Genomic DNA, 13979 nt, shown 5'->3' on the forward strand with positions numbered 1-13979 from the left:
AAAAAATGAAAAAAATAATAGTATTTTTATTTATGATAGTGATAAGTTCTTTCGTATTTTCTCAAACAAATATAAAAGATTTAAAACCTTCATCACCATCTTATCCACATGTTATAAGAATGATAGAAAATGGAATAATGACACTTGATAATCAAGGAAGGTTTAATGGTTCAGAAACAATGCCCAAATATGATATAGCTGTTTTTGGATCAAAAATTTTAGATTATTTAGAAGGAATATATGGAAATAAAATTGTAGACTTTGAAAATAGAATAGCTTATATAGAACAAGCTAAACCTATAGAAAGAATAGAAAATCTTGAAAGTATGGTAAATACTTTTGATCTTAGAATAGAAAATTATGATCAAGATGTAAAATTACTTACGAAACAAGTAAGTGACATATTGAAAGTCATAACCCCAGGGGAAAACCTTGAAGCAGATAATGTTATATATAAAAATATCGTTGAAAATACAAATAAAGTTGCCGAAAAAGCTGCAAAAGAAGAATTACAGAAAATAAGTGAAGAAACATTAGTTCAAATGACGGAATTTAATAAAAAAATGGAAAATTTTGAAAAACAAGTACAACTTTTGAACCAAAAGTATGATAAAAATACAGAATATTTAAATACTTTAATAATGTCTAATGAACAAAAAAGTAGAGAAGAGTTAAAAAACTATGTAGATATGAAATTTAATAATGAAATAGATGCTTTAAAAACAACTTTAAGAAACATTGCAAACTCTGAAATCGGTTATTACAGTACAACATTAGAATCAACTCTTATGAAAATGGATTCAAGAATAGTAAATATAGAAAATAGTATTAAAGATATAAATACATTAAACTTAAATTCATATGATTCAAAATTAAATGATATAGAAGCAAAATTAAAAGCATATGAAAATAAAATAATAGATTCAACATTAGATGATAAAGATCCTTCATCACAATTAATAAAAGCTGAAATAGAATCTTTAAAAATAGACTTAAATAAAATTCAAAATGAGATCAAAGGCATACAAGACTCAAATAAATACAATAAATCATATATAGAATCTTTTGATCAAAGAGAAAAATACTATATAAACTTATTAAATCAAACAAATGAAAAATTTGATAATCTTTCATCAGAACTTATTTTTCAAGGAAAAAAAATAGATAGTTTAATGTTTCAAATATCAAAAAATGATATAAACAAATCTGAAGAAAATACTTATGATCCACAAATGCAAAATTTAACCCAAAGAATATCAAGCCTTGAAAGATTCATGAGCATATATTCAGATCAAATAGGACAAATAGATATATATTCAAAAGGATTCGAAGATTTAGAAAATAAAGTACAGAAAAATTCAGATATAATTCAAAAAATAAATTCAGAAGATAAAAAATATAAAGAAGATTATGAACAACTCAATAGCAAAATAAACTCTATAACCAATCTAATAAATGTTACGAATGAAGATATAACAAAATTAGGAGATATAAAACTAATAGGAACAAGAATAGGAAGTATAGAACAAAAATATGAAATTATAAATGAAAATTCTTTCAACAATAAAAACAATATACAAGATTTAAATTATAGATTATCAAACCTTGAGAAATCTATAAGTAACTTTGATATAAATAAAGAACAAATAAACAAACTCAATGAAAGTTATGAAGAATTAATAAAAAAATATTATAATTTATTAGAAGAAATAGATTCACAAACAAATTTAAAAACTGCATTAGATGATGTGAAATTAGAATTAAGAAATGAAATATCATCAGAATTTATAGCCAGAGATTCAAGAATAGAGAGAATCGAAAGGGATATAACTTCAATACAAGAAAAAGAATATAACAACTCTTCTGATGAAAATATAAACTATGTTGGAGAAACACTCGCAAAACAAAATACACAAGAAATCGAAAAATTACAGAAGAAAATCGAAGAATTAGAAAAACCAAACACATTTAATTTATGGTCTACTGTTACAACTGGAATAGTTGGTGTTGCTGTTGGAGCAGCTATAACTTGGTTTATCTTATCTTCGGGACTTTAAGGAGAAAATATGAAGTATGGATTAGCTTTGGGAAGCGGTGGAATAAGAGGATTAGCCCACGTAGCCTTAATAAACTTATTAAAAGAAAAGAGAAATCAAAAAATAGATATTATATCAGGATGCAGTGCAGGGGCCGTAATAGGGGCCCTTTTTGCCTTGGATCCAGAATTGGATCTTTATAATAAAGTTGAACAAGTTTTAAAAAATAATTTGTCCGAATTAAATAAAATAACAAAATCATTGAATTCTAAAATAAATATGTTCACTAAAATAATATCTACAACTGGAATAAATACCAATGATATAATATATAATTCATTAAAAGAAATCTTTCATAATAAAAAATTTTCTGATTGTAAAATACCTTTTTATGCAATAACATTTGATTTAGAAACTGGTGAAGAAATAATAATAAATGAAGGTTTTATAATAGATGCAGTCATGGCTTCTGCAAATGTTCCTGCTGCTTTTTATCCATTAAGAATAGGTGGTATGCTCTTAGTAGATGGAGGATCTATAACTCCTGTTCCTGCAAATGTTTTAAAAGAAGAAGGAGCAGACTATATAATATCTTGTGATATATCTCAACCAGATTTCAAAGAAGAATATGATAATGGAATAGAATATATAAATACAGTTGATGAATTCAAAATAGAATTAATAAATCAAAGGGAAAAAGCTATAAGTGATGAATATTATATATTTGATGAACAATTGAGTTGGGAACAGTTTACACAATACGATTATGTATATAAAAAAGCTTATGAAAAATTTGGAAGTGAAATATTATGAGAATAATTATGGGTGGATATTTTGAAGGATTATATTGGGAAAGTGGAGTTTTACAAGGAATACTTGAAAATCAAAATAAAATAGATTTTTATCTTTCTGGAACAGGAAGTCTAATAGGAATATTTTTTAGTTTATACCAAGAAAATTTTTTGGGTAAATTAAAAAATTTTCTTTATGAGAAAGAAAATCCTTTAAATTCAATAATATCGAAAGATATATATCAAAGTAGATATTCTCAAATAACATCACTTTATAAACTTGGAAGAGGGAATAATTCCTTATACAATAATAAAGAATTGGAAGAATATTTAAAATCATATTTTAAAACTTTAAAAATATCAGATTTAAAAGAAAATATAGAATTAGAAGTTTTTGATTTAAAAAATAGGCAGTTTAAAATAATATCAAAAGAAACCTATATATATGAAGCTTTAACTATGGAACTTTCTGTTCCTCCTTATTATCAGTATTATGAACATGATGAAGGATTATATATACCATCATCATATTTATCTATTATTCCAGTAAATGATATAAAAAATGATGATATAATAATATCATATGAGTCAAAAATAGAATTTCCAATACCAAAAAATGGAGTAGAAATACTTTTGAAAATTTCAAATAGAAGATCCATAAAAAATTATAGGATATATACAAATTCAAAGAATAAAATAGAACCAGAAAATATTTCAGAAAATCCATACAATATAAAAGAATTTTTTAATGGTAAAAAAGCTGCTTATAAATTCTTGGAGGGAATAAATGAAAATTAAAAAAATAATGATATTGTTTATTTTAATTCTTGCTTCAATAACCTATGCATCTACTGTAAATGTTTCCGCTGATGATATAAGTGGAAAAGAAAAATATTATGTTTTAAGAAACAATGTTAAAATAAAAAAAGAAGATATAAACATAATAACAAACAGTGCAACAATAAATATAATTAATGAAGAATGGGACAATCTATTAGCTGAAGATATAAAAATAAATTCTGAAACGTTTGATTCAAACGCAGAAGAACTTTTTTTTGATTTAAAAGAAGAAAAAGGTGAATTAAAAAACAATGTTGAAACAAAAATTAAAATAGATGAAGAGATAATGACAATAAAATGTGATATTATGAATTTTGATAATAAAAATAAGTCCTATCAAGGAGAGTCTGAAAATATAGTAAAAATAATAAAAAATGATTATAATATTCAAGCAAAAAAATTTAGTTATAAAGAAGAAGAAAATGTATTATATCTTGAAGGTGATGTATACATATTAAATGAAAAGAAAAAAATGGAATTAAAGTCACAACAAGCAACTTTTAATACCAAAACAAATGAAATGAAAGCTACTAAAGTTAATCTAACTCTTGAAGTAGAAGACAAAAAAGAAGACTAAATAGGGAGGAAAAAAATGTTAGATATAAAATATGTAAGAAACAATATAGAAGAAGTAAAAAATTCATTAGAAAACAGAAAAAATGATACAAAAATATTGGAAGAATTGATCAAACTTGATGAAAAAAGAAGAGAAATAATGAATATAGTCCAAGATTATAGAGCAGAAAGAAATAATAATACAAAAAATGTAGCAGATTTAAAAAAACAAGGTAAAAATGAAGAGGCACAAAAAATAATAGATGATGGTAAAAAGATATCTGAAAAAATAAAAGAATTAGATAATGAACTAAAAAAAATAGATGAAGAATACTCTTTAAAGCTCCTTTATATTCCTAATATTCCTGCAAATGATGTAAAAGTAGGAAAAGATGAAAACGATAATATTGAATTAAGAAAATGGGGAGAGCCTAAAAAATTTAATTTTGAACCTAAAGCTCATTGGGATATTGGTCCAGACTTAAATATGATGGATTTTGATAGAGCCAGTAAATTATCGGGATCAAGGTTTACAATATTAAAATCACAAATAGCAAAATTGTCAAGAGCATTGACGAATTTTATGCTTGATACTCATACAAAAAATGGTTATACAGAAATAATGCCACCACATCTTGTAACGAGAGAAACAATAACTGGAACAGGTCAATTACCAAAATTTGAAGATGATTTATATCATACAGATGCTGATGATTTATTTTTAATTCCAACAGCTGAAGTTACTTTGGTGGGAATGCATAAAGATGATATATTAACTCTCGATGAAATGCCTGCAAAATATTGTGCTTATACACCATGTTATAGAAGAGAAGCTGGAAGTTATGGTAGAGATGTAAGAGGTATGATAAGACAACATCAATTTGATAAAGTTGAACTCGTTTGGCATGTTCATCCAGAAGAATCTGAAAAAGCTCATGAACAATTAACAAAAGATGCGGAAAATATATTACAACTATTAGAATTACCTTATAGAGTTATATCATTATGTACAGGAGATTTAGGTTTTTCGGCAGTAAAAACATATGATATAGAAGTATGGCTTCCATCATATCAAAATTATAAAGAAATATCTTCATGTTCAAATACAAAAGATTTTCAAGCGAGAAGAGCGAATATAAGATTTAGAGATAAAGACAATAAATTAAAATATTTACATACATTAAATGGCTCTGGACTTGCTGTTGGAAGAACTTTGGTTGCAGTACTTGAAAATTATCAAATGGAAGATGGAAGGGTTAAAATTCCAGAGGTATTAAAACCTTATATGAATGGTTTGGAGTATATAGGTTAATGCCAAATTTATTTTTTGGAAAAAAAGAAAATGATGAAATAATATTGGATAAACAAGAAACTGCTCATTTAAAGATAATGAGAAAAAAGGAAAATGAACAATTAGATGCATTTATAAATGATGGTAAAATCTATAAATGTATTATAAAAAAAATTTCCTCAAAAAATACTATTTTAAAAATAAATGAAATAAAAGAGCAAAAACTAAATTTCAAACCTAATATTAATTTATATTTTGGAATAAGTAAAGTAGATAGAATGAACCTATTAATAGAAAAAGCTGTTGAAATGAGAATAAATACTATAAATATATATAAAGGTGAAAAATCTACCATAAATTATAAAAATGAAGATAAAATAAAAAAAACAGCTATACAAGCGGCAAAACAATCTTATTTATCTAAAATACCAGATATAAACATTATAAATTTTAAAGAAATAGTATTAAATGATAATACCATTGCATTTGATTTTTCTGAAAACTATTCAATGGAAGAAAATCTAAAAAATGATATTCAAGAAATAAATTTATTATTTGGTCCGGATATGGGTTTTTCGGATAATGAAAAAAAAATACTAAATAAATCAAATATTCCGATAATAAACCTTGGAAAAACAATATTTAGATTCGAGACATCGATATTTTATGTGTTAAGCATAATAAATTATAAATATAAAAGACTTTTATAAGGTGCAATTTTTTTGCACCTTTTTTAATTATAAATAAAAAAATAATATATTAGGATAAACTTTTAATATTATAGAAAAATATATTGTAAGGAGGATGAAGATGGCTGATAAAAAAAAGAAGAAAAATAAATCAAAAGGAATTACGATTTTTTTAATAATAGGATTATTAATAGCGTTTTTTCTTTTAAGTGTAGGCTATATAGTTTTTGAATTCAATAGAATATCATACTTTAACTTAAGTTTAAAAAATGATTGGAGAGGATATTTAGCTTATATAACAAAAAACATACCAGTTGTAAATGATATGATTAAGTATGAATATTTAGAAATAGGCAATCCAATTGCGAATCAAAAAGATATCATAGAACAAAGAATAAAATATATGGAAGATCAAAATCTTCAATTAGAAGCAAAAAAAGAAGAATTAAATAAATTAATGAATGATATATCAATACAAACAGAAGAATTAACGAAACAAAAACTTGAATTAGAAAAAAATCAACAAGACTTTCAAAAACAATTAGATGAATTCAATGATTATAATTCAAGAATAAATAAATTATCGGCATGGTTAAGTTCATCAACTCCACAAGAAATAGCCAATGCTCTCATAAGAGATGAAGTCAGTGTACAACTAATAGTTGATTCCTTTTATACTATGGACTCTGGAGTAGTTGCAGAAATACTTCAAGCAATAGCTCAAGTCAACCCTGAAAAAGCAGCTAAAATAATAGCAACACTTGGTGAAAAAAGGGGTGAATAAGTTTGAATGGTATTATATTAAATCTTATAAACAATAATAAAATCGAGATAAAACCAGAAAATAATACGAAAGAAAGTTCTATCGATTTTGAGAAAGTTTTAAATCAAAAAAATAATATGCAAAACGAAAAAACATATCAAATAAATGAACAAAAAAATACAAAAAAAGAAACATCAAGTGAAGAAATAAAGTCTTTAAAGATAAATGATATTCCTGTAAAAAAAGAAATAATAGATAATGACAAAAGTCAAATTTTAGAAAAAATAAAAAAAATAATAAACTTAGATGGAATGAAAGAACTTTCTAAAGAACAAAAAAATGAACTAATAAAAAAATTAAAAAATCTCATAAATAATTTATCAAATGAAGATAATACAGAACAATTAAAAGAATTACTTTTACAAATTCAAGATATATTAAAAAAAGTTAATATAAAATTAGAGGTTTTAAATATAAAAGAATCAAAAGAAGGAAAGAATAATATATTTATAAAAATAAAAAATATTAAAACTGATGAAGAAATATTAATACCTCAAAAAAAAGCTAATAAATATATACATGTAAAAATAATTCCAAAAGAAATAATAGAGAAAAATGATACAAAAACAAAATATAATATACTCCAAAAAAATGTAAAAAATATAAAAAAATCTGATTCATTATTAGAAAAGATACAAGATAAAAAATCTGAAATAAAGTCAAAACAAGTATTTATTCCAATAGAAGGTGAAGTTAAAGAAACTTCCAAATCATTAGAAGATTTAAATATTGAAACATCTGAAAATAAAATTCTTGAAATGATTAAAAATCTTCAAATAAATGCAGATAGGGATATAAAACAAAAAGATGAAAAAATAGAATTGGGAAAAAACTTATTAAATAATTTGAAATTAAATGTGCAAGCTTCAAATTCAAATATCAATAATAAACAAATAAATGGAATATTAGAAATGATGCAAAAAGATAATTTAAGAACTACTGAAAATATCAAAATAGAAAATCAAGATCTTATAAAAAAAGATTTTAAAAATATACAAAATGAAAATGTTATTTTTAAACCCATTAATAATTTAGAAAATAAATCTGAAAAAAATGAACAAAAAAACTCAGAAGATTTGAAACAAAATACGAAAAAAAATAAAATAAATTTTGATAATAAAAAAACAGAAAATGATTCAAATAGCAAACAATATGTTCAAAGCTCTAATAAAATAGAAAATACTTCTAATATAAAACAAAATCAATTGAATACTACTAATAATAAACAAAATGTTACAATGTTACCATTAAAAGAATTAAACAATCATATAGAGCAAATTATTCAAAAAAATACTACATTAAACACATTTACAGAAACAATAAATATCAAAATAACTCCACCAGATTTAGGAGAAATAACTGTAGAATTAATAAAAACAAATAAAACAATAATTATAAACATAATAACAGATAATGAATCATCAAAATCTCAAATAGCGAGGACATTACAACAATTGATAACTCAATTAAAAGATAATGGATATAATCCAGTTCAAGTAAAAGTTGAAGTGGATGTAGAAAATGATTATTTAAATAATCAAAAAGAAAATCCTCAAAAAAACAATGAAAATGAAAAAAACAAAGAAAATAAAGAAAATGAAAGCCAGTTTGAGGATTTATTAAGAGGTGAAGAAATATGATGAATACAGGCATTGATAAAACAGGATTATTTTATAGCACCTTACAGGCAAATAAAGAAAGAGGAATAAAAAAAGAATTGGATAAAGATGCTTTTTTGCAATTAATGCTAACACAGATGAAATATCAAGACCCTACAGCCCCAATGGATAGTAAAGAAATGATTCAACAAGTGTCACAATTATCCCAAACAGAACAAATAATGAATATGAGTAAATCATTTCAAAACATGGTTAGTTCTCAACTAACTTTATATAGAATGCAGGCTACAGGACTTGTTGGCAAAAACGCTGTAGTAGAAGATAATAAAATGGCTTTAAAAGATGGTGTAACTCAAAATGTAATATTTGATGTAGATAAATCTAGTAATATAAAAATAGAAATTTATAATGCAAATGAAAAATTAATCTATTCTGATGATTTAGGAGTATTACCTAAAGGTATAAACACATTTTCATGGAATGGAAGGAATGCAAACGGAGTTGCAATGCCTGATGGTACTTATGAGTACAAACTATATAGAATGGAAAATGGCCAAAAAGTAGAAATAACAGGGCTTGATGGTGGAAAAGTTGAAGCTGTTCAGTTTGAAGGGGAAAAATTCTATGTTATAGTTAATGGTAGAAAATTTCCTATCTCCGCTATAAAAGAAATAGCTGGTGAAACTAAACCAGACCCAGATGAACCTGGTGATGGAGATAAACCTGATGATAAAGATAAAACTGAAGAAAAGGATAAAGTATAGTTATTAGGAGGGGAAAAATATGTTAAGGGCAATGTACTCTGGAATAACAGGATTAAAAAACTTTCAAACACAAATGGATGTAGTTGGAAATAATATAGCAAATGTAAATACAGTTGGATTTAAATCTTCAAGGGTGACTTTTCAAACAACATTATTACAAACATTAAAATCTGGAAAATCACCTGATGGCCAATTTGGAGGAACTAATCCAATGCAAATAGGTATGGGATCAAAAGTTGCGTCAGTAGACAAAATAATGAGTCAAAGCTCATTTCAAAGTACTGGTAAAATAACAGATTTAGCCATACAGGGAGATGGTTTTTTTGTTCTTTCTGATGGAGAAGGCTCATATTTTACGAGAGCTGGAAATTTTACCAGAGATACATCCGGATATTTAGTAGATCCAAGCTCAGGAATGAAACTACAAGGTTGGACTGCAAAAATTTCGAGTTCGGGAAAAAGATATGTGGATTCAAATGACCCTATAGGAGATATACAAATTTCTGCGGGACAAGTTATGGCTGCAAAACAAACAACTTTTGTGAATCTTGCACACAATTTAAAATCAGATGTGGGGATAAAAGAATCTACAATAGTTATAAAATCATTATCTGGACAGAATATACCTGTAAAGTTCAGATTTGAAAGAGATATGAGCAAAGCTAATAGAGATAAAATAGTATATAAATGGACAGCAGAATCTTTAAATGAAGACTATCCTTTGAAAGATAATAAAGGTTATCTTGAACTCGATGAATCGGGAAATGTAAAAGAATGGATAACTTATGATGGAAATACAACAACTCCAAAATCAGATCCAAAAATCAGACTTGGTATAATAGAAAAATATAATATTGAACAAACGGGAACTCCTCCTGCATATCCAACTTTAAATATAGGTGGAGGTACTTCAACTGCTTCAATAGAAGGAGATATAATATTAACAAAAGATGGTAAAAGTGTAGAAATAGACACAACACAACCTATAAATGTTAACTTTGCTGCTGGAACACCTGGAACTTTTGAAGTTACTTTGACTGACAAAGATGGAACAGCTTTAACATTTACTGGAACAGGAAATACTGTAAAAGATATAAATGATGCTCTTAATAAAGGATTAGAAGATGCCGCAAATGGTGTAAAACTAACTGGACTTCAATTGAATGCTACAGATACAAGTTTGAATATAGATGCAGGAACTACTGCATTGACTTTAAAAGGAACTGAGAGAGAAGTTTTACAACCAGCAACAGGTGGAGAAATAAAATTAACAGACTTAGAAACACCGACAAACTTTTCAAAAGTAAAATATCAAAGTCCTACAGTTTCGACTTCAACTCTTATATTTGATTCATTGGGGAACTCTTATAATGCATACATAAAATTTACTAAAATAGATGAAAATACATGGCAATGGAAAGCACAACTTGAAGATGGAACACCTTTAAAGAAATTAGATCAACAAGGAAATCAAACAGATGAAATTGCACAAGGTGTAATAGCCTTTGATTCTAACGGATCTATAGCTGCTACGGATTGGAGTATAGAAGATGATGGTTCAATAAATGAAGTGGATGGAAAAGGTGGATTTGGATTCTGGTTTGATCCAGCAAAAACTGGTGGGGCATTAGATCAATCTCAAGAACCATCTTCATCATCAGCTGCTGGACCTGTTAAAGTTGAAATTAAATTTAATAATATAACACAATTTGCATCTCCAAACTCTGTAACAGTAAATGATCAGGATGGAAATGCTGAAGGAACTCTCGAATCTTTTGCTATAAATGAAGTTGGAGAAGTAGTTGGCTCTTTTTCAAATGGTAGAAGTGATATATTGGGAAGAGTTGCTCTTGCCACTTTTAACAATCCAGAGGGTCTTATGGAAATAGGAAATTCATTATATGCACAAAGTTCAAATAGTGGATTAGCACAGATTGGAATTGCCGGTGTAGGTGGAAGAGGAACATTGATTCCAGGAGCTCTTGAAATGTCTAATGTAGATCTTGCAGAAGAATTTACAAACATGATAGTTGCTCAAAGAGGATTTCAAGCTACCTCGAGAATAATAACAACATCTGATCAAATATTAAATGAATTAGTTAATATGAAAAGATAAATCTCTTAGGAGCTGATAATTATGATAAAATTAAATAAGCTCAATGATAAAGAGTTTATATTGAACTGTGACCAGATAGAAAAAATCGAAATGAATCCAGATTCTACAATTACTATGATGAACGGGCATGTATATGTAGTAAAGGATAATATTGAAGATATAATAAAAAAAGTGATAGAATATAAAAGGAACTATTCTATTAATGGTCAAAGAGGTGAAATATAAGTGGATATTTCTACAATAATAGGTCTTGTACTTGCCATCTTGGCAATTGTTATGGGTGTGGGTTCAGAATTTGGGGCTATATTAGATACACAATCTTTCTTTATAACTGTTATAGGGTCAATAGGAGGAACATTTATAGCCCATCCAAAAGAAACGGCATTCAAATTGTTTAGTACCTTTTTAAAAGCTATAAAAAATCCACAAATTGATAATATAGGATCTTTAAGAACATTGTATTCTTTTGCTGAAAAAGCCAGAAGAGATGGAATGATAGCATTAGAAGAAGATATACCTTCCATAGAAGATGAATTTATGAAAGATGGATTAAGAGCTGCTGTTGATGGTACAGATCCTGAAGAAATAAAAAAAATATTAGAAATAAAAATGGAATTATATGAGCAAGACGAAGAAGCATCGATAAGTGTATTAGATACTTGGGCGGCTTTAGCACCAGCTTTTGGTATGATTGGAACACTTATAGGATTAGTTCTTTTACTCAAGACATTAAATGATCCTACGACAATAGGTCCAAAAATGTCTATAGCTCTCGTAACTACTTTATATGGAGCATTAATTGCAAATATATTTGCAACTCCTCCAGCTGAAAAGCTAAAAAGAAGGGTTGCAGACAGTTTAAACCAAAAAAGAATGGCATTAGAAGGAATTCTTTCAATAGTACAGGGAGAAAATCCAAGACTAATGGAAGAAAAATTAAAAGCTTTTCTTTCAGCTACAGATAGAAAAGCTTATGAGGCCAACAAAAAAGATACTGAAGTATGATTAGGGGTGAACTAAATGGCTAAAAAGAAAAAAGAAGCCGCAGGTTCTCCAGCATGGATGGCAACTTTTTCAGACTTAAATTCACTTTTAATGACTATGTTCGTAGCTTTATTTTCAATGGCTACCATATCTCCTGGAAAATTTCAACAAGCAGCTATGAGTTTTAACAATGCTTTTAACGGAGCTCCTCCGGGAGTTTTAGTGGGTGGAAAATCGATAGCTGATGAACCACTTATTACTTCAAACCCTGGAGTTAAAAGGGATTTGTTAAAAATTGTTGAAGATGAAAAATATAAAGGAAAAATTACAATAGAAGAAACTGATAGAGGAACATTAGTTTCATTAAAAGATATGGCTTTTTTTAAACTTGGTAGTGCTGAACTTACAAAAGAAGCTAAAGAATTATTAAATCAAGTTGGAAAAATTATAATAGAACATACCACAAATGAAATAGAAATATATGGCTTTACGGATGATTTGCCAATAACAAGCAATAATATTTATCCTTCAAATTGGCATATGGCTTCTGCAAGAGCTGCGAGTGTAGCAAATTTTTTTACAAGTGAATTAAAAGAAAGAAGAACTTTAGAATTACTTGCTGAAGTAAAAAATGGACAATTCGATATAGAATATTTTTATAATCAAGATAGATTTTTTCCTATATCTACTGGAGATAGGGAGATAAAAAAACAAATAAATCAATTAAAAGCAGAAATAGACTCTCAAAATGAAATAGCAAAAAATAAATTTCAAAATGGAGAGATAACTGCGGTTGAATTAAAAGAACAACAAGACAAACTTGAAAAGCAATATGAGGAAGAAATAAAAGTATTAAGAGATTTATACAGAAGAATAGATTTATTAATACTAAGACAAAGAATAAGATAAAGCGGGGGGTAATTAATTATGGCTGATGAAGATAATATTCAGGTTCCAGAAACGAAAGAAAAAAAAGGACCTAATCTTATAATGATATTAATTATAACAGTAGTTGTTACTCTAATAGTAGCAGCCGGAACCTCTTTTTTAATAATAAAATTATTATCTCCAAATGTTCAAGAAAATGCAGATGTATCTAATTCCTCTTCATTATCAACACAGATAATATCTACTTCAGAACTAATAAGAGAAGGTGCAAGATACCCTGTGATGTTAAAAGGTGGAAAAGATGTTGCTGTTATAGATGCTTTAAATATGAAAGTTGGTAGCAATGAAGCTAGAGATCTTTTAGCTTCAAATAAAATAGAAGTTTTAGAAGCTGTAAGGATGATATTTTTAAATAAAACACGATCTGAAGTCTCAAATTCACAAGGAATAGAATTAATAAAAAAACAAATAAAAGATTCGGTAAATGAAATAATAGGATTTACTGGAGAAAGAGAAAATTTAGGAGTAGTAAAGGTTATAATGGTTATATTGACTGTATCTTCTACTGAATGATGAGGTGATT

The 13979-nt window shown here is 26.6% G+C and carries 14 protein-coding genes; all 14 read left to right on the forward strand.

All coding sequences use genetic code 11. The annotated features are described in order from the left end of the window. Positions 1 to 5 precede the first annotated feature (5 nt). The 14 genes from C7380_RS02440 (at position 6) to C7380_RS02505 (ending at position 13969) form a co-directional block, all read left to right on the forward strand. Complete coding sequence (locus tag C7380_RS02440) at positions 6 to 2057, forward strand: coiled-coil domain-containing protein (RefSeq protein WP_109603892.1); 2052 nt, start codon at positions 6 to 8, stop codon at positions 2055 to 2057. 9 nt (positions 2058 to 2066) lie between these two features. Next, entirely contained in the window at positions 2067 to 2849 is a 783-nt protein-coding gene (locus C7380_RS02445) for a patatin-like phospholipase family protein (RefSeq protein ID WP_109603893.1), read from the forward strand. Then, positions 2846 to 3625, forward strand: coding sequence for a patatin-like phospholipase family protein (locus tag C7380_RS02450; protein ID WP_109603894.1), 780 nt, complete (start codon positions 2846 to 2848; stop codon positions 3623 to 3625). The genes C7380_RS02445 and C7380_RS02450 overlap by 4 nt, the downstream gene beginning before the upstream one ends. After that, positions 3615 to 4244 (forward strand): LPS export ABC transporter periplasmic protein LptC, encoded by a 630-nt coding sequence (gene lptC / locus C7380_RS02455; RefSeq protein ID WP_109603895.1) that lies wholly within the window; start codon positions 3615 to 3617, stop codon positions 4242 to 4244. Before C7380_RS02450 ends, lptC begins: the two co-directional genes overlap by 11 nt. A gap of 15 nt (positions 4245 to 4259) precedes the next feature. Continuing rightward, positions 4260 to 5534, forward strand: a complete 1275-nt coding sequence (gene serS, locus C7380_RS02460; protein ID WP_109603896.1) for a serine--tRNA ligase — start codon at positions 4260 to 4262, stop codon at positions 5532 to 5534. Beyond that, positions 5534 to 6223 (forward strand): 16S rRNA (uracil(1498)-N(3))-methyltransferase, encoded by a 690-nt coding sequence (locus C7380_RS02465; RefSeq protein WP_109603897.1) that lies wholly within the window; start codon positions 5534 to 5536, stop codon positions 6221 to 6223. The genes serS and C7380_RS02465 overlap by 1 nt, the downstream gene beginning before the upstream one ends. Before the next feature lie 100 nt (positions 6224 to 6323). Further along, on the forward strand, positions 6324 to 6986 hold the full coding sequence (locus C7380_RS02470) for a MotE family protein (protein WP_109603898.1): 663 nt from the start codon (positions 6324 to 6326) through the stop codon (positions 6984 to 6986). A 2-nt stretch (positions 6987 to 6988) separates the two neighbouring features. Then, positions 6989 to 8665, forward strand: coding sequence for a flagellar hook-length control protein FliK (locus C7380_RS02475; protein WP_109603899.1), 1677 nt, complete (start codon positions 6989 to 6991; stop codon positions 8663 to 8665). Next, entirely contained in the window at positions 8662 to 9408 is a 747-nt protein-coding gene (locus C7380_RS02480; RefSeq protein WP_109603900.1) for a flagellar hook assembly protein FlgD, read from the forward strand. The genes C7380_RS02475 and C7380_RS02480 overlap by 4 nt, the downstream gene beginning before the upstream one ends. A 19-nt stretch (positions 9409 to 9427) precedes the next feature. Continuing rightward, a complete protein-coding gene (locus tag C7380_RS02485) occupies positions 9428 to 11524 on the forward strand; it encodes a flagellar hook-basal body complex protein (RefSeq protein WP_109603901.1) in 2097 nt (698 codons plus the stop codon). A 21-nt stretch (positions 11525 to 11545) separates the two neighbouring features. After that, positions 11546 to 11749 carry a flagellar FlbD family protein gene (locus C7380_RS02490; RefSeq protein ID WP_109603902.1) on the forward strand — a complete coding sequence of 68 codons (204 nt, stop codon included), beginning with the start codon at positions 11546 to 11548 and terminating at the stop codon, positions 11747 to 11749. Beyond that, the gene (locus tag C7380_RS02495; protein WP_109603903.1) at positions 11750 to 12529 is read left to right on the forward strand and encodes a motility protein A; all 780 of its coding nucleotides are present in this window, start codon (positions 11750 to 11752) and stop codon (positions 12527 to 12529) included. Between the two features lie 15 nt (positions 12530 to 12544). Next, complete coding sequence (locus C7380_RS02500) at positions 12545 to 13417, forward strand: OmpA/MotB family protein (RefSeq protein ID WP_109603904.1); 873 nt, start codon at positions 12545 to 12547, stop codon at positions 13415 to 13417. A gap of 18 nt (positions 13418 to 13435) precedes the next feature. Next, positions 13436 to 13969, forward strand: coding sequence for a flagellar basal body-associated FliL family protein (locus C7380_RS02505; protein WP_109603905.1), 534 nt, complete (start codon positions 13436 to 13438; stop codon positions 13967 to 13969). Positions 13970 to 13979 lie beyond the last annotated feature (10 nt).

It is taken from the genome of Oceanotoga teriensis (assembly GCF_003148465.1).
In the GTDB taxonomy this organism is placed as follows: domain Bacteria; phylum Thermotogota; class Thermotogae; order Petrotogales; family Petrotogaceae; genus Oceanotoga; species Oceanotoga teriensis.

What these genes read in the sequence shown, in the direction of transcription:
- C7380_RS02505 (WP_109603905.1), top strand. Translation starts at nt 13,436, where the DNA reads ATGGCTGATGAAGATAATATTCAGGTTCCAGAAACGAAAGAAAAAAAA.
- C7380_RS02440 (WP_109603892.1), top strand. Translation starts at nt 6, where the DNA reads ATGAAAAAAATAATAGTATTTTTATTTATGATAGTGATAAGTTCTTTC.
- C7380_RS02490 (WP_109603902.1), top strand. Translation starts at nt 11,546, where the DNA reads ATGATAAAATTAAATAAGCTCAATGATAAAGAGTTTATATTGAACTGT.
- C7380_RS02465 (WP_109603897.1), top strand. Translation starts at nt 5,534, where the DNA reads ATGCCAAATTTATTTTTTGGAAAAAAAGAAAATGATGAAATAATATTG.
- C7380_RS02450 (WP_109603894.1), top strand. Translation starts at nt 2,846, where the DNA reads ATGAGAATAATTATGGGTGGATATTTTGAAGGATTATATTGGGAAAGT.
- C7380_RS02480 (WP_109603900.1), top strand. Translation starts at nt 8,662, where the DNA reads ATGATGAATACAGGCATTGATAAAACAGGATTATTTTATAGCACCTTA.
- lptC (WP_109603895.1), top strand. Translation starts at nt 3,615, where the DNA reads ATGAAAATTAAAAAAATAATGATATTGTTTATTTTAATTCTTGCTTCA.
- C7380_RS02485 (WP_109603901.1), top strand. Translation starts at nt 9,428, where the DNA reads ATGTTAAGGGCAATGTACTCTGGAATAACAGGATTAAAAAACTTTCAA.
- C7380_RS02445 (WP_109603893.1), top strand. Translation starts at nt 2,067, where the DNA reads ATGAAGTATGGATTAGCTTTGGGAAGCGGTGGAATAAGAGGATTAGCC.
- C7380_RS02470 (WP_109603898.1), top strand. Translation starts at nt 6,324, where the DNA reads ATGGCTGATAAAAAAAAGAAGAAAAATAAATCAAAAGGAATTACGATT.
- serS (WP_109603896.1), top strand. Translation starts at nt 4,260, where the DNA reads ATGTTAGATATAAAATATGTAAGAAACAATATAGAAGAAGTAAAAAAT.
- C7380_RS02500 (WP_109603904.1), top strand. Translation starts at nt 12,545, where the DNA reads ATGGCTAAAAAGAAAAAAGAAGCCGCAGGTTCTCCAGCATGGATGGCA.